General features: G+C 39.9%; 18 protein-coding genes and 1 tRNA gene. 13 read left to right on the top strand and 6 right to left on the bottom strand.

Annotated features, from left to right (window positions below):
• Nucleotides 1-21 precede the first annotated feature (21 nt).
• Nucleotides 22-735: a trehalose operon repressor gene (gene treR / locus ACVRWY_RS04605; protein WP_354368429.1), complete on the bottom strand. Its 714-nt coding sequence runs from the start codon at nt 733-735 to the stop codon at nt 22-24.
• 191 nt (nt 736-926) lie between these two features.
• Between treR and treP the strand changes: the two genes are divergently transcribed.
• Nucleotides 927-2,888 carry a PTS system trehalose-specific EIIBC component gene (gene treP, locus ACVRWY_RS04600; protein ID WP_354368431.1) on the top strand — a complete coding sequence of 654 codons (1,962 nt, stop codon included), beginning with the start codon at nt 927-929 and terminating at the stop codon, nt 2,886-2,888.
• A gap of 165 nt (nt 2,889-3,053) precedes the next feature.
• Nucleotides 3,054-4,676: an alpha,alpha-phosphotrehalase gene (gene treC, locus ACVRWY_RS04595; protein ID WP_354368467.1), complete on the top strand. Its 1,623-nt coding sequence runs from the start codon at nt 3,054-3,056 to the stop codon at nt 4,674-4,676.
• A gap of 156 nt (nt 4,677-4,832) precedes the next feature.
• Here treC and ACVRWY_RS04590 read toward each other — a convergent pair whose 3' ends face one another.
• Nucleotides 4,833-5,816: a Gfo/Idh/MocA family protein gene (locus ACVRWY_RS04590; RefSeq protein ID WP_354368433.1), complete on the bottom strand. Its 984-nt coding sequence runs from the start codon at nt 5,814-5,816 to the stop codon at nt 4,833-4,835.
• Nucleotides 5,817-6,210: 394 nt separating this feature from the next.
• Here ACVRWY_RS04590 and ACVRWY_RS04585 point away from each other — a divergent pair, with 394 nt between their 5' ends.
• Nucleotides 6,211-8,106 carry a M13 family metallopeptidase gene (locus ACVRWY_RS04585; protein ID WP_354368435.1) on the top strand — a complete coding sequence of 632 codons (1,896 nt, stop codon included), beginning with the start codon at nt 6,211-6,213 and terminating at the stop codon, nt 8,104-8,106.
• 36 nt (nt 8,107-8,142) lie between these two features.
• Here ACVRWY_RS04585 and ACVRWY_RS04580 read toward each other — a convergent pair whose 3' ends face one another.
• The gene (locus tag ACVRWY_RS04580) at nt 8,143-9,099 is read right to left on the bottom strand and encodes a S66 family peptidase (protein ID WP_354368437.1); all 957 of its coding nucleotides are present in this window, start codon (nt 9,097-9,099) and stop codon (nt 8,143-8,145) included.
• A 202-nt stretch (nt 9,100-9,301) separates the two neighbouring features.
• Nucleotides 9,302-9,372 (bottom strand) — tRNA-Cys (locus tag ACVRWY_RS04575).
• 228 nt (nt 9,373-9,600) lie between these two features.
• On the opposite strand from ACVRWY_RS04575, the gene rpsB reads away from it, so the two are divergent.
• From rpsB to ACVRWY_RS04545, 6 genes are all read left to right on the top strand, one after another.
• Nucleotides 9,601-10,380, top strand: a complete 780-nt coding sequence (gene rpsB, locus ACVRWY_RS04570; protein WP_354368439.1) for a 30S ribosomal protein S2 — start codon at nt 9,601-9,603, stop codon at nt 10,378-10,380.
• 130 nt (nt 10,381-10,510) lie between these two features.
• Nucleotides 10,511-11,551 (top strand): translation elongation factor Ts, encoded by a 1,041-nt coding sequence (gene tsf / locus ACVRWY_RS04565; protein WP_354368441.1) that lies wholly within the window; start codon nt 10,511-10,513, stop codon nt 11,549-11,551.
• A 146-nt stretch (nt 11,552-11,697) separates the two neighbouring features.
• A complete protein-coding gene (locus tag ACVRWY_RS04560) occupies nt 11,698-12,156 on the top strand; it encodes a CtsR family transcriptional regulator (RefSeq protein WP_354368443.1) in 459 nt (152 codons plus the stop codon).
• A gap of 1 nt (nt 12,157) precedes the next feature.
• Nucleotides 12,158-14,587: an ATP-dependent Clp protease ATP-binding subunit gene (locus tag ACVRWY_RS04555; RefSeq protein ID WP_354368445.1), complete on the top strand. Its 2,430-nt coding sequence runs from the start codon at nt 12,158-12,160 to the stop codon at nt 14,585-14,587.
• Nucleotides 14,588-14,706: 119 nt separating this feature from the next.
• Nucleotides 14,707-15,021: a bacteriocin immunity protein gene (locus tag ACVRWY_RS04550; protein WP_354368447.1), complete on the top strand. Its 315-nt coding sequence runs from the start codon at nt 14,707-14,709 to the stop codon at nt 15,019-15,021.
• A 12-nt stretch (nt 15,022-15,033) separates the two neighbouring features.
• A complete protein-coding gene (locus ACVRWY_RS04545; RefSeq protein ID WP_354368449.1) occupies nt 15,034-15,402 on the top strand; it encodes a hypothetical protein in 369 nt (122 codons plus the stop codon).
• Between the two features lie 40 nt (nt 15,403-15,442).
• Here ACVRWY_RS04545 and dusB read toward each other — a convergent pair whose 3' ends face one another.
• Both dusB and hslO read right to left on the bottom strand, forming a co-directional pair.
• On the bottom strand, nt 15,443-16,420 hold the full coding sequence (gene dusB, locus ACVRWY_RS04540; RefSeq protein ID WP_354368451.1) for a tRNA dihydrouridine synthase DusB: 978 nt from the start codon (nt 16,418-16,420) through the stop codon (nt 15,443-15,445).
• Nucleotides 16,413-17,279 (bottom strand): Hsp33 family molecular chaperone HslO, encoded by an 867-nt coding sequence (gene hslO, locus ACVRWY_RS04535; protein WP_354368453.1) that lies wholly within the window; start codon nt 17,277-17,279, stop codon nt 16,413-16,415. Before hslO ends, dusB begins: the two co-directional genes overlap by 8 nt.
• Nucleotides 17,280-17,415: 136 nt before the next feature.
• Between hslO and ACVRWY_RS04530 the strand changes: the two genes are divergently transcribed.
• From ACVRWY_RS04530 to ACVRWY_RS04515, 4 genes are all read left to right on the top strand, one after another.
• On the top strand, nt 17,416-17,628 hold the full coding sequence (locus tag ACVRWY_RS04530; protein WP_435533034.1) for a hypothetical protein: 213 nt from the start codon (nt 17,416-17,418) through the stop codon (nt 17,626-17,628).
• 82 nt (nt 17,629-17,710) lie between these two features.
• A complete protein-coding gene (locus ACVRWY_RS04525; RefSeq protein ID WP_354368455.1) occupies nt 17,711-19,000 on the top strand; it encodes an adenylosuccinate synthase in 1,290 nt (429 codons plus the stop codon).
• 175 nt (nt 19,001-19,175) lie between these two features.
• Entirely contained in the window at nt 19,176-19,940 is a 765-nt protein-coding gene (locus ACVRWY_RS04520; protein WP_354368457.1) for a hypothetical protein, read from the top strand.
• A gap of 157 nt (nt 19,941-20,097) precedes the next feature.
• Nucleotides 20,098-20,565: an FMN-binding protein gene (locus tag ACVRWY_RS04515; protein WP_354368459.1), complete on the top strand. Its 468-nt coding sequence runs from the start codon at nt 20,098-20,100 to the stop codon at nt 20,563-20,565.
• Nucleotides 20,566-20,743: the final 178 nt, after the last annotated feature.

The following is a 20,743-nucleotide window of genomic DNA, read 5'->3' as shown; positions in this document are numbered from 1 at the left end:
TCCCAGGCCTTGTTTGATTGATCATTTACTTTTTCTTCTAGCAAAGTCCACAAATTTGAATTTTTCAAGTTTATGTCGGCTATCGGTATATTGAAATTGTGTCGTATCAGATAGATAAACCTTAGAGTTGACTGAAACCACATGAATATCAGAGCCTAGGTCTAGATAACGTCTATCTTTATCAGTGACATGGTCAATGATAATTTCTTTTTCAGCATAAGCAATATCAAGTTTGAGGTCTGTTTCAAGATAGTGATAGATGGAGCTTTGAGCGGTTTCTACTGTCATTTGGGGAACTATCTGTTTTAAGAGGTAATCTGTATCTAAGACGGAAGCCACCCCATCGACAATTCTAAGGCGGACAACGCGCCAAAGTAAGTCATTGATTTTAAAGCCTGTTTTTTTAGCCAAGTGTTCATCTGTGATGATTTTGTCAATACTAATCACCTTTGTTTGTGATTTGAGTCCGATAGATTCGACTAACTCTTGATAACTGGTCAGTTCAGATACAGGAAAATTGATTTGTTCTCGTTTGATGATCTGTGATCCTCTTCCTTGCATTTTTTGAATAAGTCCTGCATCATTCAGTAAGCGAAGGGCTTTTCTTATCGTATCACGACTAGCGTGATATTCTTTAGTTAGGGCTAACTCAGTAGGAAGGTAGTCTCCTGCTTGGTAAAATTGGGTGTGAATCTTATGTTCTAAATCATGGAAGATTTGGATATATTTTTTCATTAAAAGGCCTCCTTATTTTAATTTGTCTTTGAAAAGGCATACAAGATGACTTTATTTTATTAAAATTCTATTTTTTTTTGAAGAAAGGCTTGTGCTTGAATTTGCAATCGGTTACAATAAAACATGTAAAGGTTGTACGTACAAATTTATCAAAATAAGGAGGAAGCTAGGACTTACCTAGTCAGTAAAAAATGGGAAAATTTGAAAACCAAGCCCGCGAGATGCTTGAAGCGATTGGCGGCAAAGAAAATATCAGCGCAGTAACCCACTGTGCCACTCGTATGCGTTTTGTGCTTGTTGACGAGAAAAAAGCAGATGTCAAACGTATTGAAAACATCTCTCCAGTTAAAGGAACGTTCACAAACGCTGGTCAGTTCCAAGTAATCATTGGTAATGACGTGCCAATCTTCTACGGCGATTTCACAGCTGTATCAGGTATTGAAGGGGTTTCTAAAGAAGCAGCCAAGTCAGCTGCCAAAAGTAATCAAAACCCAGTTCAACGTGTCATGACCATGTTGGCTGAAATCTTTACCCCAATCATTCCAGCTCTTATCGTTGGTGGTTTGATTCTTGGTTTCCGTAACGTGCTTGAAGGCGTGCAGTTTTCAGCTCTTGATGGGAAAACTATTGTTGAAGTGTCTCCATTTTGGAGTGGGGTAAACCATTTCTTATGGTTGCCAGGTGAAGCGATTTTCCACTACTTACCAGTAGGGATTACTTGGTCTGTGACTCGTAAGATGGGAACTTCACAAATCCTTGGTATCGTTCTTGGGATCTGTTTGGTGTCGCCTCAATTGCTTAATGCCTATGCTGTGCCAAGCACATCAGCAGCAGAAATTGCTAAAGATTGGGTTTGGGACTTTGGCTTCTTCACTGTTAACCGTATCGGTTACCAAGCACAGGTTATTCCAGCTCTTCTAGCAGGTTTGTCACTAGCTTACCTTGAAAAATTCTGGCGCAAGGTTATTCCAGAAGTGGTTTCAATGATTTTTGTGCCATTCTTATCACTTGTTCCAGCTCTTATCCTAGCTCATACTGTTCTTGGTCCAATCGGATGGACTATCGGACAATGGCTATCAACAATTGTGCTTGCTGGTTTGACAGGACCGCTTAAATGGTTCTTCGGTGCAGTCTTTGGTGCTCTTTATGCGCCATTTGTTATCACTGGTCTTCACCACATGACAAACGCCATCGATACCCAATTGATTGCAGATACAGGTGGAACTGGTCTATGGCCAATGATCGCTCTTTCAAACATTGCACAGGGATCAGCAGTATTTGCTTACTTCCTTATTAACCGTCACAACGAACGTGAGGCACAAATCTCACTTCCAGCAACTATCTCAGCTTATCTCGGAATTACTGAACCAGCTCTCTTTGGGGTTAACGTAAAATATGTTTACCCATTTGTAGCAGGTATGATTGGTTCAGGAATCGCAGGTTTACTTTCTGTAACCTTTAACATTCAAGCAGCTTCTATCGGTATCGGTGGTTTGCCAGGTATCTTATCGATTAAAGCGAATTACTGGGGAGCTTTTGCTCTAGCTATGGCTGTTGCGATTGCAGTCCCAATGGCATTAACCTTTATCTTTAACCGTACAGGCGCTTTTTCAAAAAAAGATAACGAAGAAGCAGTGAGCCCAGCTCAAGCTTTAGCTGAAGTGGAGGAAAAAGAAACGCCAGCAGTTGGCACAGTTGTCACAATCCAAAGCCCTCTTACTGGGGAAGCAAAACCTCTCTCAGAAGCAGTTGATCCTGTCTTTGCTCAAGGTGTGATGGGACAAGGTGTCCTTATCCAACCAACAGAAGGTCTATTAACTGCTCCTGTATCTGGTGTGATTTCTGTTCTCTTCCCTTCAAAACACGCTGTCGGTATCTTGTCAGATGACGGTGTTGAACTGTTGATGCACATTGGTATGGACACAGTTAACCTTGATGGCAAAGGTTTTGAAGCTCATGTGGCACAAGGTGATCGTGTAGCAGTTGGTGATAAATTGATCACATTTGATATGGATGTTATCAAAGAAGCTGGTTATGTTACGGAAACTCCAGTTATCGTCACTAACCAATATGATTACCAACCAGATGCGATTGGCGACTTACCACGTGAGATTAAACGTGGTGAAGATGTGATTAAAGCAAGTAAAATTTAAACATAAATCGTGATTGAGACTTGGACAGCTTGGCCTAGTCTCTTTCACTTAATAAGTAAAGTAACAAGAGAAAAGCAGCGCTTTTATAAACTAGAGAAAGGAATAGAACCCGAGTGGAAGGCTTGAGTGAACAAGTTTTTCTCTCATGTTCTTGGTATCTTAATGATGGCAATCGACAAACGTAAAGTGGTGTACCAAATCTATCCCAAATCTTACAAGGACACGACAGGAAATGGTGTAGGGGATTTACGTGGTATTATTGAAAAACTCCCCTATCTTCGTGAGTTAGGGATTGACATGATCTGGCTAAACCCATTTTACCCAAGTCCTCAGCGTGACAATGGTTATGACATTTCAGATTACACTGCGGTGAATCCTGACTTTGGCACCATGGCAGACTTTGAAGAAATGGTGGTTGTTGGAAAAGAATTAGGCATTGAATTTATGCTAGATATGGTCCTCAACCACTGCTCAACTGATCATGAGTGGTTCCAAAAAGCCCTCGCTGGCGACAAATATTACCAAGATTTTTTTATCCTACGTGATGAGCCGACTGACTGGGTATCTAAGTTTGGTGGCAATGCTTGGGCGCCATTTGGTGATACTGGAAAATACTATCTCCACCTTTTTGATGTGACGCAAGCAGACCTTAACTGGCGCAATCCCCATGTCCGTGAAGAACTTTTCAAAGTCGTTAACTTTTGGAAAGACAAGGGGGTTAAAGGCTTCCGTTTCGATGTTATCAACTTGATTGGTAAAGATGAAGTCCTAGAAGACTGCTCTATCAATGACGGCAAACCTGCCTATACCGATCGCCCTATTACGCATGATTACCTCAAGATGATGAATAATGCTACCTTTGGAAAAGAAGAAGGCTTTATGACGGTTGGGGAAATGTCTGCTACGACCATTGAAAATTGCATTCTCTACACGGCTCCTGAGCGTGAAGAGTTGTCTATGGCTTTCAACTTCCACCACTTGAAAGTGGATTACAAAGATGGCCAAAAATGGACTATTATGGATTTTGACTTTGAAGAACTCAAACGTCTCTTCCATACTTGGGGAGAAGGGATGAGTGAAGGCAATGGTTGGAATGCGCTGTTCTACAACAACCACGATCAGCCGCGTGCCCTCAATCGTTTTGTGGATGTGAAAAATTTCCGCAATGAAGGAGCAACCATGCTGGCAGCCTCTATCCACCTTTCTCGAGGAACACCCTATATCTACATGGGAGAAGAGATTGGGATGATTGACCCAGACTATGATTCTATGGCAGACTATGTAGATGTTGAGAGTCTCAATGCCTATCAAATCATGTTGGATGAGGGCAAATCTAAAGAAGAAGCTTTCAAGATTATCCAGGCTAAATCTCGTGATAACTCGAGAACTCCAATGCAGTGGGATGATAGCCAAAATGCTGGTTTCTCAACGGGGACACCGTGGCTAAAAGCAGGTAAGTCTTATCCAGAGATTAATGTGAAAAATGAGAAGGAAGGCCCAATCTTTACTTTCTATCAAGACTTGATTCGATTGCGTAAAGAGATGCCTTTAATCGCAGAAGGAGACTATAAGGCAGCTTATAAAGATAGTGATCAGGTTTATGCGTTTGAGCGTCAGCTTGGCGATGAAAAACTCCTTGTCCTAAACAACTTCTTTGCTGAGGAAGTACCCCTTGACCTAGCTGATTATGCCTCAGGTCAAGTTTTGATCAGCAACTATAAAGACACTGTCTTAGCAGATCAGATTACCCTCAAACCTTATCAAACCCTTGCTATTTTAAAAAAATAAAATGTGTGTTATCCAGTAGTAAGAGTGGAAATAAGATGAGATTTAACTAAAAAGAGAAGGACTGAGCAACAATATCCTTCGCTTTTTAGTTTCTATATAGATAATATTGTAAAACTCTTCCCCAATCATTTATTTTGGTGGAAGAGTTTTTGTGATTTATTCTTCTTCTGGATAGACTAAGCCCCAGTCTTTTCTGAGTTTGGTCATGATAGCCATCACTTCTTGGCTATAAGCCAGGTGCATCTCATTTTCGATACCAGCGACAGCTTTTTCCATATCTTGGACCTCGTAGGAGAGGGCTTGACTGGTGTCTCCTGCTTCAATGATATCTTGGTGGCCATCTTCTGTATAGGTGATGATGGCTTTTTGACCACGAGGATATTCATAAAGTTCAATATAGCCTTTATCGTAGGCAATGGTACCGCGTTTAGGTTGTTTAGCGTGTAAGGTAAGGGCAATAGTAGCCATTTCTCCTTTGGGATTACTTAATAAAATTCCCATCTGTTCATCAACCCCAGTTGGTGCTAATTTTACTTGAGAGCTGATTTGATCAGGCGTTTCAGACATAAACCAGCGAACAAAAGATAGGGCATAAACCCCAATGTCAAGGAGGGCTCCACCAGCTAGATTTCTATTAAAGAAACGATTGCTCATGTCGTAATCTTTATAGCTTCCAAAGTTCATTTGAATCATTTTTAGGTCCCCCAAGGCTTGTGATTGGACAAGTTCGCGGAGACGGCGGTAAATAGGCATATGGAAAATAGTCATTGCTTCAGCAAGAATGACTTGGTTTTCTTCGGCAAGCGCAATAGCCTCTTCCAGTTCCTCTGAATTGAGTGTAATAGACTTCTCACAAAGGACGTGCTTTCCTGCTGACAAGGCCTTTCTTAGATAGTTAATATGGGTATTATGCGGGGTTGAGATGTAAATAATATCTACCTCAGGATCTTCAAATACTTCATCAATGGTTTGATAAACTTTCTGAATATCATATTTTTGAGCAAATGCTAGACCTTTATCATAGGTACGATTGGCAACGGAGTAGAGGTTGCCGCCTAGTGACTGCAAAGCTTGAGCTAATTCATTAGCAATGACCCCAGTTCCTAGGGTAGCCCATTTGTATTGAACTAAATTTTTCATGTGATTTCTCCTTATAAAAGCGCTAACATTAGTATATCAAAAATAACGAAAAAAATTTTTTAAAAAAAGCCTTTCTTTTTATATTTTTTTTCGAATAAATAAAGTGAAGGGGAAATACACGACAAACGGATGAAGAAAATATGTTTTTCAGAAAACATATTTTCATATTTTATACAGTTTTTTAGCAAAAATTTATGCTATAATTAGTCTGAATTTGAGGAATCACTCATGACTAAATATAAAAACTATGAAAATAAATTGAAAAAATGCATGTGATAAGAAAATGGTTACATGCATTTTCTTCATGCGTATGGCGTGAGGGGAAATAGCCTAAAAAAGCAATTCTAATCTTTTTTTGTTACAATAAAAAAAGACAATACAAAGGAGTACAATGATGACACGTTATCAAGATGATTTTTATGATGCGATCAATAAAAAGTGGGAAGAAACAGCTGTTATTCCTGCTGATAAGCCAAGAACTGGTGGCTTTTCAGATTTAGCTGATGAAATAGAGGACCTAATGTTAGACACAACCGATGCTTGGTTAGCAGGTAAAGATGTCCCAACAGATCCTATTTTATCCAACTTTGTCAAGTTTCATAAGCAGGTCAGTGATTTTACAACAAGAGAAACACTCGGTGTTACCCCTGTTAAACCCTTGATTGAGGAGTATCAGGGTCTATCGTCTTTCTCAAGCTTTGCAGAGCGGATAGCAGAGTTTGAGATGGATGGCAAACCGAACCTTTTACCGTTTGGTGTAGCACCAGACTTTATGGATGCCCAGACCAACGTTTTGTGGGCAGAAGCTCCGAGCACCATTTTGCCAGACACTAGCTACTATGGCGAGGATAATGAGAAGGGAAAAGAGCTATTGGCAACATGGCGCCGATGCCAAGAAGATCTATTGCCTAAGTTTGGCTTTTCTACAGAAGAGATCAAGCATATTTTAGATGAGATGATTGCGCTTGATGCCAAATTAGCTCAATATGTTCTCTCAAGTGAGGAGTCTTCTGAGTATGCAAAGTTGTATCATCCTTATGACTGGGCAGATTTTACTAAATTGGCACCAGAACTACCTTTAGATACTATTTTTAAACACATTTTAGGACAAGTTCCAGATAAAGTGATTGTTCCAGAGGAGCGTTTTTGGACAGAGTTTGCAGCGGAGTTTTATTCTGAAAAAAATTGGACAGCCCTAAAAGCGATTTTAGTGAGAAGTGCGGCTCTTTCTTATACCTCTTACCTGACAGATGAGATTCGAGTCTTATCAGGTGCTTATAGCCGTGCTTTATCTGGTACTCCTCAAGCCATGGATCAGAAAAAAGCTGCTTTTTATTTGGCACAAGGTCCCTACAATCAAGCCCTTGGTCTTTGGTATGCGGACTTGAAGTTTTCTAAAAAAGCCAAAGCTGATGTGGAGGCGAAGGTAGCGACTATGATTGAGGTTTATAAGGAGCGCTTAGCTAATAACGACTGGCTAAAACCAGAAACACGAGATAAGGCTATCATCAAGCTAAACAGCATCACACCACATATTGGTTATCCTGAAAAATTACCAGATACCTATGCGAAAAAAGTTATTGATGACTCAGCTAGCTTGATTGAAAACGCGGCCCATCTTGCAAAAATTTCAATAGCTCATAGCTGGAGCAAGTGGAATAAGCCAGTCGATAAAAATGAGTGGGGAATGCCTGCCCACATGGTTAATGCTTACTACAATCCGCAACAAAATCAAATTGTCTTTCCAGCAGCTATCCTCCAAGCACCGTTTTATAGTTTGGAGCAGTCATCATCAGCTAATTATGGAGGAATAGGTGCTGTTATTGCTCATGAAATTTCTCATGCTTTTGATACCAATGGGGCTTCTTTTGATGAAAATGGTAGCCTTAATAATTGGTGGACAGATGAAGATTACGCTGCTTTTAAAGAGCGTACAGACAAGGTAGTGGAGCAGTTTGATGGGATTGACTTTGCAGGAGGAAAAGTCAATGGTAAGTTAACCGTTTCTGAAAATGTTGCGGATTTGGGAGGCTTGGCAGCAGCCCTTGAGGCCGCTAAAAAAGAAGCAGATTTTTCTGCTGAGGACTACTTTATCAATTTTGCTCGTATTTGGCGCATGAAGGCGCGTGAGGAATATTTGCAGTTATTGATTGCTGTAGATGTACATGCCCCAGGAAAACTTCGCACCAATGTTCAGTTGCCAAACTTTGATGATTTTATTGCTACTTTTGATGTTAAAGAAGGCGATGGGATGTGGCGAGATAAAGACAAGCGTGTCGTGATTTGGTAATACAAAAACCATTTGGGAACCCTCCCAAATGGTTTTTTAATCTTCAGAGATGTTTAAAGTCATTGTCTTAGTATCAATAGAAATGTTGGCGCCAATTGTAATAGTAAAAAGAGGCTGAGTATGGGCAAAATCTAGGTCATAAAGTACAGGGATAGTCTTAAGTAGAGGGTATTTGTCTAAAATCGCTTTAAAAATTTCCTCAGTCATCTCTGTTTCTTTAGGGAAACGACCAAAAACAACTGCCTTGGGGTTTGGATAGGCTTGTAGGATGGCTGTTAAATGTCTAAGTATCGTATAATAGTGATTGCCTTCAGCTTCCTCCAGAAATAGAACATAGTTCTCAACTTTCGGTGCAAACTCAGTTCCTGTTAGAAGATTAAACGTTGAGATATTTCCTCCAATGATAGTACCATGAGCTGTTCCTTCTTGATAAACTTTCCACTCAGTTGGTTTGAAGTGTCTTGTTTGAGAGGGATCATACCAAGCATCGCTAGACCATTCTTGACTAGGTTCCAAGTGGTAATTGGTGTGGCTCAGAGCGCGATGCCACATTTTTGTTTGATAGGTTTGCCCTTCTATCATTTTAAAACTAGAGAAAGAAGGTCCCATATAAGTTTTAAGACCTGTTTTGGCATAAATGCCGTTTAAAAGGGCAGTCGTATCGGAATACCCACAAAAAATTTTCGGATTGTTTCGGATGAGATCGTAATCTAGATAAGGTAACAATTCGTTACAGTTAAATCCTCCAATAGTTGTCATAATAACATGGATCATTGGATCGGCAAATGCTGCATGTAAATCTGCGACACGACTTTTTATAGAGGATGAATAAAATCTATCATTTTCAAAATAATGCTCAGAGAAGGACACTGTAAAGCCCAGTTCTTCTAATTTTCTTTTGGCAGATAAATTGGCTTTAAATCCCCCTAAACGTTCGATAGAACTAGATGGGCTAAGAACACGGATATGATCACCCTTAGTTAATTTTTTCATCACCAAACCTCCTTTATTAAAGTGTTAACAGTATAGCAGATGCATTAGAAGGAGTAAAGGATAGGGAGTGATTGTTAATGTTGTAAAACTTCTTTTAGTGAATAGATAGAAAGTTTAGCGATTACATTTATCAGCATATCAACAAAAAAAAAGCCCGATTTACGGACTTTTTAGGAGAACTCTTATTAAATTGAGTTATAAAAGGCGGTAGACGGATTTGAACCGACGATCAAGCTTTTGCAGAGCCGTGCCTTACCACTTGGCTATACCGCCACAACACCATTTATTTTATCGTAAGATAATCAGAATGTCAAGACATAAAAGTGATTTTTATGCAAGAGTTAACCACAAATGGCTTGTCAATCCTCATTTTTTTTGGTATGATAGTAAGGTCGCAATAGCGATAATACTCATCTTGGACCAATTGTGGTCTTGTTGCCGCAAGGTGAGACTGCAAGTCGAAGTCTAGGAGAGGAAAAAACAAAAAAGGAGACATTACTCATGGCAGTAATTTCAATGAAACAACTTCTTGAGGCTGGTGTACACTTTGGTCACCAAACTCGTCGCTGGAATCCTAAGATGGCTAAGTACATCTTTACTGAGCGTAACGGTATCCACGTTATCGACCTTCAACAAACTGTAAAATTGGCTGATCAAGCTTACGAATTTGTTCGTGATGCAGCAGCTAACGATGCGGTTATCTTGTTCGTAGGAACTAAGAAGCAAGCTTCAGAAGCAGTTAAAGAAGAAGCAGAACGTGCTGGTCAATACTACATCAACCACCGTTGGTTGGGTGGAACATTGACAAACTGGTCAACAATCCAAAAACGTATCGCACGCCTTAAAGAAATCAACAAAATGGAAGAAGAAGGAACTTTTGAAGTTCTTCCTAAGAAAGAAGTTGCACTTCTTAACAAACAACGTGACCGTCTTGAAAAATTCTTAGGTGGTATCGCTGATATGCCTCGCATCCCAGATGTGATGTACGTTGTTGACCCACACAAAGAACAAATCGCAGTTAAAGAAGCTAAAAAACTTGGTATCCCAGTTGTAGCTATGGTTGATACAAACGCTGATCCAGATGAGATCGATGTTATCATCCCAGCTAACGATGATGCTATCCGCGCTGTTAAATTGATCACTTCTAAATTGGCTGACGCTATCATTGAAGGTCGTCAAGGTGAAGATTCAGTTGCAGCTGTTGAAGCTGAATTGGCTGGTGAAGAAGCTACTGCAGATTCAATCGAAGAAATCGTTGAAGTTGTAGAAGGTTCTAACTAATCATAAAACAAGACTAAGATTAGGTCTTAGAGGAGAAAAACTCTCCACCCAATTAAGTAACTTGTAAACGGGGCAGCAGCAAACCGCTCTGCTCTCGTTTTTTTATATCAAACTTTGGAGGAATTTAGAAATGGCAAACATTACTGCAGCTCTCGTTAAAGAATTGCGTGAAAAATCAGGTGCCGGCGTTATGGACGCTAAAAAAGCCCTTGTAGAAACTGAAGGTGATATCGAAAAAGCGATTGAATTACTTCGCGAAAAAGGTATGGCTAAGGCAGCTAAAAAAGCTGACCGCGTTGCTGCTGAAGGTTTGACAGGTGTTTATGTTGACGGTAACGTCGCAGCAGTTGTTGAAGTTAATGCTGAAACAGACTTTGTTGCGAAAAACGCTCAATTTGTTGAGTTGGTAGAAGAAACTGCAAAAGCTATTGTTGCAGCTAAACCAGCTAACAACGAAGAAGCACTTGCAATCAAATTGCCTTCAGGTGAGACACTTGAAGAAGCTTATGTTAATGCAACAGCTACAATCGGTGAGAAAATCTCATTCCGTCGCTTTGCTTTGATCGAAAAAACTGATGAGCAAGCCTTTGGTGCTTACCAACACAATGGTGGACGTATTGGTGTTATCTCAGTTATCGAAGGTGGCGATGAAACACTTGCAAAACAAGTATCAATGCACATTGCTGCGATGAACCCAACAGTGCTTTCATACACTGAACTTGATGAGCAATTCATCAAAGATGAGTTAGCGCAATTGAACCACAAAATTGAGCAAGATAACGAATCACGTGCAATGGTTAACAAACCAGCTCTTCCATTCCTTAAATATGGATCTAAAGCACAATTGACTGATGACGTTATTGCACAAGCTGAAGAAGATATCAAAGCAGAACTTGCTGCTGAAGGTAAACCAGAAAAAATCTGGGATAAAATCATTCCAGGTAAAATGGATCGCTTTATGCTTGACAATACTCAAGTTGACCAAGCTTACACACTTCTTGCACAAGTTTACATCATGGACGATAGCAAAACAGTTGAAGCTTACCTTGACTCAGTAAACGCTAAAGCAGTTGAATTTGCACGCTTTGAAGTTGGTGAAGGTATTGAAAAAGCTGCTAACGACTTTGAATCAGAAGTTGCAGCAACTATGGCAGCAGCCCTTAACAACTAATAGAGTAAAAGTTGAAACTCCAGTCTTTTAGGCTGGGGTTTTTCTTTATGATATTTGAGAATGAGGATTTTTAGTTTTCAAATAGGTGAAAATTCGGTATAATAATAGTCAGTTAATGTCAAAGAAAACTTGAAAGGAGAAGAGTCATGCCTTCTAAAAATGCATCAGATCATATTGAGGAATACATTAAGGATCTTTTAGCACAATCCGATTTTGCTGAGATTCAACGTAGTAGTTTGGCAGATAGCTTTCAAGTGGTTCCTAGTCAAATCAACTATGTGATTAAAACCCGCTTTACTGAAAGTAGAGGCTATATTGTTGAGAGTAAACGAGGAGGGGGCGGTTATATCCGTATTGCTAAAATTCGATTTTCTGATCAACATCAAATGTTAGGGAGTTTAATTGGCTCTTTAGGTGATCGGATTAGTGAGCAGGAATTTACGGATTTGATCCAATTATTGTTTGACGAGGCTATCATTAGTGAGCGTGAAGGAAATATTATTTTAGCTAGTGGTCTGGATAGCGTTTTAGGATCCGATGCGGCTACTATCCGTCCACGTCTTTTGGCAAAAATTTTACAACGTTTAGATAGAAAAGGATATTAGAATGAAACGCTATTCAACTAAGCTAGAACAAGCCTTCGCCAAGGCTCAGTTTATAGCTAATAAATTTGATACGGACTATTTGGAAAGTTGGCAGTTATTATTGGCTTTCCTTCATTTCCAAGATTCTATTGCAGGTCAGGTTTTAGATTCTTTGCAAGTTAGCTTTGAAGAGTTTATGGCTGCGACTTTAGCGGTAACTGCTCGGAAGGAGACCTTATCTCAGAGAGAAGAGATGGTCTTTTTTAGACAATCTCCTGCTTTGGAACTGATTATGAATAAAGCTTATGCCATTTCAAAAGTGGTACATCAAGATGAAGTGGGAAGCGAGCATGTTTTGATGGCGATGTTGCTCCTTCCTGATTTGTATCCTGCACGTATTTTAGCGACACTTGGAACATCTAGTCATCTTGAGGCACCTTCTTTTCGATTGGCAGATGTTAGAAAATCTATTGACCAAATTGCGGGTTATACTAAGGCACAAGTTAAAGCTATCCGTCAACTAGATAAACCTAAAGCTAGTCCAGCTATGATGGATATGATGAAACCACAATCGACAGCTGGAGATCTAGCGGATTTTACACGCGATTTGACAGATCTTGCTCGTAATGGTCAGATTGATCCTGTTGTGGGACGTGATAAAGAAATCACGCGTATGGTCCAGATTTTAAGTCGCAAAACCAAAAACAACCCCGTATTAGTTGGTGAAGCTGGTGTGGGGAAAACGGCTTTAGCTTATGGCTTAGCTCAACGCATTTTATCTGGTGATGTACCAGAAAATCTATCTAAAATGCGTGTTTTAGAGCTTGATATGATGTCTGTGGTTGCTGGAACTCGTTTTCGTGGGGATTTTGAAGAGCGGATGAATCAAATCATTTCAGATATTGAAGAAGACGGTCATATTATTTTATTTATTGATGAGTTACACACGATTATGGGATCAGGTAGTGGTATTGACTCCACTCTTGATGCTGCCAATATCTTGAAACCAGCCCTTGCCCGCGGCAGCTTACGCACTTTGGGGGCAACAACCCAAGATGAATATCAAAAACATATTGAAAAAGATGCGGCTCTTTCACGTCGCTTTGCCAAGGTTATGATTGAAGAGCCTTCAGTAGAAGATGCTAGCCAGATTCTCTTGGGCTTAAAGGCATCTTATGAAGATTATCATCATGTGACGATCTCAGATGAAGTGGCTCGTTTGGCTGTTAAATTAGCTCATCGTTATTTGACCAGTAAGAAGCTACCAGATTCTGCTATTGACTTATTAGATGAAGCTAGTGCAACGGCACAACAAAATCGTCCTAAAAGAGAATATAGTTTTCTAACAGATGTTGACCATGCCTTGATGAGTGGTGATCAAAGGGCTTTGCTATCAGCTCTAAAAAAAGAGGATAAAAAGAAAGATAAGCCAGCCCTTATGGTGACAGAGGAGCACGTTTTAGCAACGCTTAGCAAGTTGTCAGGAATTCCCGTTGAAAAAATGACACAATCTGATGCCAAACGCTATCTTAAGTTAGAGCAAGAACTTCATCAGCGTGTTATTGGACAAGATGAAGCGGTATCTAGTATAAGTCGCGCGATTCGTCGTAACCAGTCAGGTATTCGAACAGGTAAACGTCCAATTGGCTCTTTTATGTTTTTGGGACCGACTGGTGTTGGAAAAACAGAGTTAGCGAAAGCTTTGGCAGAACTCCTTTTTGACGATGAATCAGCTCTTATCCGTTTTGATATGAGTGAGTACATGGAAAAATTTGCAGCTAGCCGTTTAAATGGTGCGCCTCCAGGTTATGTAGGCTACGATCAAGGGGGTGAGCTGACAGAAAAAGTCCGTAACAAACCGTACTCTGTTCTACTATTTGATGAAGTGGAAAAAGCTCACCCAGATATCTTTAATGTTCTCCTTCAAGTTTTAGATGATGGTGTCTTGACAGATAGTCGTGGTCGTAAGGTAGATTTTTCAAATACTATTATCATTATGACCTCCAACCTTGGAGCGACAGCTCTTCGTGATGAAAAGACTGTTGGATTTGGGACAAAAGCCCTTGTTCATGATGATGATGCCATGCAAAAACGTATTCTGGAAGAATTGAAAAAAGCCTATCGTCCAGAATTTATCAACCGTATTGACGAGAAAGTTGTTTTCCATAGCTTGACAGAAGACAATATGCGTGATATTGTCAAAATTATGGTAAAACCTTTAATTGCAACATTATCTGAAAAAGGAATAACCTTAAAATTCCAACCTTCAGCTTTGAAACACTTAGCTGAAATAGGCTATGATGTTGAAATGGGAGCCCGTCCGCTTCGTCGTACCTTGCAGACAGAGGTAGAAGATCGCTTGGCAGAACTCCTCTTATCAGGTGAATTGACCGCTGGTCAAACGCTAAAAGTGGGAATTACTAAAGGCAAGATGAAGTTTGATATCAGCTAGGAGTAATATAGTTAGACTACTTTAGGGATAAGTGATAAGGGAGATGCCTATGCCGATTCAGAAAAAAGGTTACTATCGGTGGAAGAATTTTCAATGATTAAAGGCGAGGTGTATTTTCTATGACAAAAACAGAGTTGCTAAATCAGCTGACAGCTGTTTGTGATGACAGTGACGTCAGGGCTAGTCGGGAGCTGTGTTCTTATTTTGAAGAGTCTTTGAAAATGTGTGAGTCTATTCAAAAAGAGGATGAGCTCCTAAGACTACAAGCAGAAATCAGCCAAAGGATTTCTCTTTATCTCATGCTTAATCGCTATAAGGCGCCTAAGTGTGTGATAGGGTTGGGGACTTGCTTATCTAGTTCGGTTCCTAAGGAGCGAGGGAAACTGTCTTTTTGGCTGATGTTGTCTCAAAGTTTATCAGGTCTTTTTCGCTAACTGGAGGTAATGATGAGAAATAGATCACCTTATCTTATATCAGGTAAAATTGTTAGTATTGTGATAGATAGCATTGTATTTGCTCTCTTTATCATTCATATTGCCCAGCCTAAACTAGATTTTATGAACTTGTCGATGGTTTTGAGTGTGTTACATAGTATTGTGTTTGTGCTAGCTTATGTTTTAGTCAGTAAAACGACTGGTATGTCAGTACTTCTAGGCAACCTGAATCTTTGGTTAGCTGGTGTGCTTGGTTTACTCTTGTTAGGGGTAGGGGTCATGCTTTCTGATGGCTTAAACTGGGAAGTTGTGCTGATGGTAATCAATAGCTTGTTTGTGATTCTTTATCCTTATCGCAATCCTTTTATTCAGAGAAAATAATAAAAAACAAGACTGGATACTTTAATCCAGTCTTGTTATTTTATCTTAAGCTATTAAAATGTCCTTGGACTTCTTCAAAAGTTTCTGCCTTAGCAACGGCAGAGCGGACTTTGGCAGCACCTGATGTGCCACGTAGGTAATAAGGTGCTAGGCCGCGAAATTCTCGAACTGCGATTTTCTCACCCTTCAGGTCAACGAGACGGCGCAGGTGTTCCTCTGCGATATCTAATTTTTTGATAAAAGGAAGGTCAGGCAATTCTTCACCTGTTTCAAAGAAATGATTGATTTGGGTAAAGAGGTAAGGGTTGTTCAAGGCAGCGCGTCCAATCATGACAGCATCTACCCCCAACTCCTCAATCATAAATTTAGCATCTTGCACACTTTTAACATCGCCATTTCCGATAAACGGAATAGTCGTAACAGCGTTTGATACGCGAGAGAGTGTCTCGTGATCACAAGTGCCAGTGTACATCTGTTCACGGGTACGGCCATGCATAGCAAGGGCAGAGACCCCACCAGATTCAGCAGCAAGGGCATTTTCTACAGCGAGGTTACTATCAGCCCAGCCCGTACGCATCTTAACGGTTAGCGGAATATCTAGGACAGATGTTACTTCCTTGACAATGTGGTAAATTTTATCGGGGTCTTTGAGCCATTTGGCACCTGCTTCATTTTTAACGACCTTATTGACAGGACAGCCCATATTAATATCAACGATATCAGCCTTGGTATTGTTTTGAATGAAGTCAGCGGCACGTTTTAGCCCTTCGGCATCTCCACCAAACAATTGGATAGACATGGGATGTTCATTGTCATCGATGTGGAGCATGTGAAGGGTTTTTTCGTTGTTATAGAGGAGCCCTTTTTCAGAAATCATCTCCATCACAACCAGCCCAGCACCAAATTCTTTAGCAATAGTCCGAAAAGCTGAGTTGGTGACACCAGCCATTGGAGCTAAGACCGTACGATGAGGAATCTCGACATTTCCAATCATAAAAGAAGAGTTTAATTTAGTCATTGATCAAGCCCTCCAAGTCTTCTTCGGTAAATGTGTAGGTGGTTTCACAAAATTGACAGGTAATCTCAGCGCCATGATCTTCTTTTGCCATAGCTTCTAGTTCCTCTTTTCCAAGAGTGATGAGAGCTCCCTCAAATCGCTCACGTGAGCAGTCGCAGACAAAGCCAATCTCTTCCTCTGAGAGCACCTTGTAGCTATCGTCTCCATAGATAGCAGTGAGTAGAGCATTGATATGGTCCTCAGACTCTAGCAAGGTTGAGATAGCAGGCATGCTTTGGATACGTTTTTCAAAGCGTGCAATCTCTTCTTCTTTAGCACCAGGTAGGACCTGCAACATGAAGCCTCCTGCCACCTTGACCTGATCGTTCTCGTCCAAGAGGACGTTTAGTCCAACAGCAGATGGGGTTTGCTCACTTTCAGTGAGGTAGTAGGCAAAGTCTTCACCAATTTCTCCTGTGATAAGAGGAGTGGTTGAAGTGTAAGGGTTACCTGTCCCGTAGTCTGTAATAACAACAAAGTGGCCTTGTCCCATAAATGGGCCAACTAAAACCTCACCAGTTGCTGTTTTTTTGATGTCAACACCTTTATTTTGGATGTAGCCTTTAACCTGTCCATTAGTGTCGGCAACTGAGATAACATGACCAAAAGAGCTGTTTCCGATAACCTTAACAGTAACCTTGCTGTCTCCTTTTTGGTTGGCAGCTAAGATGAGGTTAGCGATAAGGGTACGCCCTAGGGCAACGGTTGAGCTTGATAAGGTTTGATGTTTTTCTTGAGCTGTTTTGACCGTTTCAGTAGCGTCTAATACATAGGCACGGAAAGAGCCTGATTCTGTAATAGTTTTTATAATCTTATCCATAAAGAATATTATAGCACACCCCTTATAAAATACCAGTCGGATGCGTTTTTGAATAGGCTTACTTGAGATTATTTTTGTAAAAGTCATCATAAGGTCATATTAGTGTGATACAATCAGCACCAAAAGGAGGTTTATGATGAAACTTGCATTGAAAAAGTATGCTCTGCTTGAATTGCTAGTGGTTGCCATGATTTTTATGGTTATTTTTTTATCTAGTTTGGTTAATGGCTTAGGAAGAGCTGTGTCATCAAGTCTTGAGTGGTCTCTATCACCATTTGTGACCTTTCTGGTGTTAAAGTCACAGAGCTTTCTTGAAAAATTATCAGAAATTTCATATAATAGAGTGTAAAACATTCTTGCAGGTGAGATTCCTGCCCTAGAGAGTTGAGAAAGGATGAGGAACTACATATTTGTAGTTCAGAATCGAAATTATGACATCAGTTGTTGTTGTTGGTACCCAGTGGGGAGATGAAGGTAAAGGTAAGATTACAGACTTCTTGTCTGCAAATGCCGAAGTCATTGCACGTTATCAAGGTGGAGATAACGCAGGACATACTATCGTGATTGATGGTAAAAAGTTTAAGTTACATTTGATTCCATCAGGGATTTTCTTCCCAGAAAAAATCTCTGTTATTGGAAATGGTATGGTAGTTAATCCAAAATCTTTGGTTAAGGAGTTGGAGTACTTGCATGGAGAAGGTGTGACAACTGATAACTTACGCATTTCAGATCGTGCCCATGTTATCTTGCCATATCACATTCATCTTGATCGCTTACAAGAAGAAGCGAAAGGTGACAATAAAATTGGTACAACGATTAAAGGGATTGGGCCAGCTTATATGGATAAAGCGGCGCGTGTTGGTATCCGTATCGCTGACTTGCTTGATCGTGATATCTTTAGAGACCGTCTGGCGCGTAATCTAGAAGAAAAAAACCGTCTTTTTGAAAAAATGTATGATGCAGAAACCTTATCTTTTGATGAGATTTTTGAAGAATACTATGCTTACGGGCAAGAACTTAAAAAATATGTCACTGATACTTCTGTTATCTTAAATGATGCCTTAGATCAAGGAAAACGTGTCTTGTTTGAGGGAGCTCAGGGTGTGATGCTTGATATTGATCAAGGGACGTATCCATTTGTAACCTCATCAAACCCAGTTGCGGGTGGTGTGACGATTGGTTCAGGTGTTGGTCCAAGTAAGATTGATAAGGTAGTTGGGGTATGTAAAGCCTATACTAGCCGTGTTGGTGATGGACCATTTCCAACAGAACTTTTTGATGCAGTTGGTGACCGTATTCGTGAAGTTGGTAAAGAGTATGGGACAACAACAGGCCGTCCACGTCGTGTAGGTTGGTTTGACTCTGTTGTGATGCGCCACTCTCGTCGTGTGTCGGGAATCACTAATCTTTGCTTAAACTCTATTGACGTCTTATCTGGTTTAGAGACTGTGAAAATCTGTGTGGCTTATGATTTAGATGGTGAGCGTATTGATCACTATCCAGCCAGTCTTGAACAGTTAAAACGTTGCCGACCAATTTATGAAGAAATGCCAGGTTGGTCAGAAGATATTACAGGTGTGCGCAGCCTTGAAGAACTTCCAGAAAATGCACGTAATTATGTTCGTCGTATTAGCGAGTTGGTGGGTGTTCGCATTTCAACCTTCTCTGTGGGACCTGGTCGTGAACAAACTAACATTCTTGAGAGTGTTTGGAGTAATTAAGATTTAAAGTAGGTTTGATTGTCCATTTGAGGGACAGTCAGCCTATTTTTTATTTTATTTTTAAAAATTTTTTGCCACAGTTTTGCCACAGTTTTGGCTCAATTTGACCAAGATTTTAAAGAGCCCTCTAGTTTATAATAAAATTAATCAATCAAATAAATAGAGGTACTATAAAATGAAAACTGTTAAAGAAATTTTAGGAAACTTGAAGCCGTCGAAAAAGACTGTTATTATAGGCTTATCAGCACTTGCCTTAACTGGTGCTCTAAGTGTCGGAGCAGGTGTTTATGTTAAAGCGAATACCAGTCAAGTTCGTGTAGAGACAAATAGTTCAACGGCAAAACTTAGCTTGACAGATAAAACGAATCGCTTATCTGCATCAAGTTTATCTTCAGCAGATAAAGCAAAGGTAACAGCTGCAGAAAAAGAAGCAGCGACTTATTACAATAAAATTGCAGACCTAGAGACACAGAAAGAAAAATTATATACAGAGTATTTTGGATCGATTGAAAAGAAATTTATGGCTTTTGATACTGCTAGTCTATGGGTGAAATTTGGTGAGACAGATGCCTTCAGTCGTGATGACTTAGATGATTTTACAGATCAAGATGCTAATGAATTAAAATCTGAAATTGCTTCCTCGACAGCTTTGACAGCTGATGAAAAGACGAAGCTGACAAAAGAAATTGATGAGCGTTTAAGTTTGGCGAAAGAGTGGCAAGCACAAGCCAGTAAATATCAATCTGCAGTAGCTAGTATTAAGTCAGACATTAAAGCTCAGGAAGATAAGATTAGCCAAGTTTATAAAAAACATGGTGTAACAGAACAGATGTTAGAAGCCATCTATGGAGATGATGCAGTTGAATCCAGCGATGCCTTAGATCGCCTAGAGAATAAATGGGACCATGAAGAAGATTATGATCATGAGGATAAAGATTAAGAAGAGATAAAAGAGATTGGATTATCCAGTCTCTTTGTATTTCTATGACAAATATAACAAGTCTGTTAAAATTGCAAAATTCCCACTAATTAGTTGTATATTTTGCTATAATGGGTTGAAAAGTTTAGGAAAATTAAAAAACACAAAGGAATTTCAGATGAAAAAAATTATCTCTCTATTGGTTGGAATTGTAGCGGTTGTGGCTGCAGTATTTAATGCCTATCTCTTATTTTTTAAAGGAGAAACGAACCAAATGGCAACACCAGCTACTAGCTCATCTGCTAGTACTAATACTTCAAGTTCAGAAACAACTCTAGCTACGTCATCTGCTGCTACTTCAAGTTTGAAAGATGGAACGTACTCTGGTGCGGTTACCTCAACCAATCGTGGTGATTACCAGGTACAGATTACGGTAGCTAGTGGTAAAATTGATGATATTACCGTTCTAGAGTATCCAAATGATAATCCAGAATCTCAATCTATCAATGATAACGCCCTTCCAACTTACACAGCCGAAGCTTTATCGAATCAATCCGCAGAGGTCAATCAAATCTCAGGTGCAACCGAAGCTTATAAAGGCTTTACAGGCTCTCTTCAAGATGCCTTAAATCAAGCTCAGGCTTAATCTATGGAGATTATTAGTCAAACTGTAGAAGCGATGACGCTTCCTTTTACCTGTAGCGTTACAATAGATGTGAGACTTCTAGAAGTCAAAAAAGAAGATTCCCTGATATGATAAGAGTACCACCACTCATCAAAAAAGGAATCTTCTCATGACTAGTATATCACAAAATCTTCGCTAT

It is taken from the genome of Streptococcus porcorum (assembly GCF_053203725.1).
The sequence above is the reverse complement of the archived record's forward strand: the minus strand, read 5'-3'. Positions and strand labels throughout refer to the sequence as shown.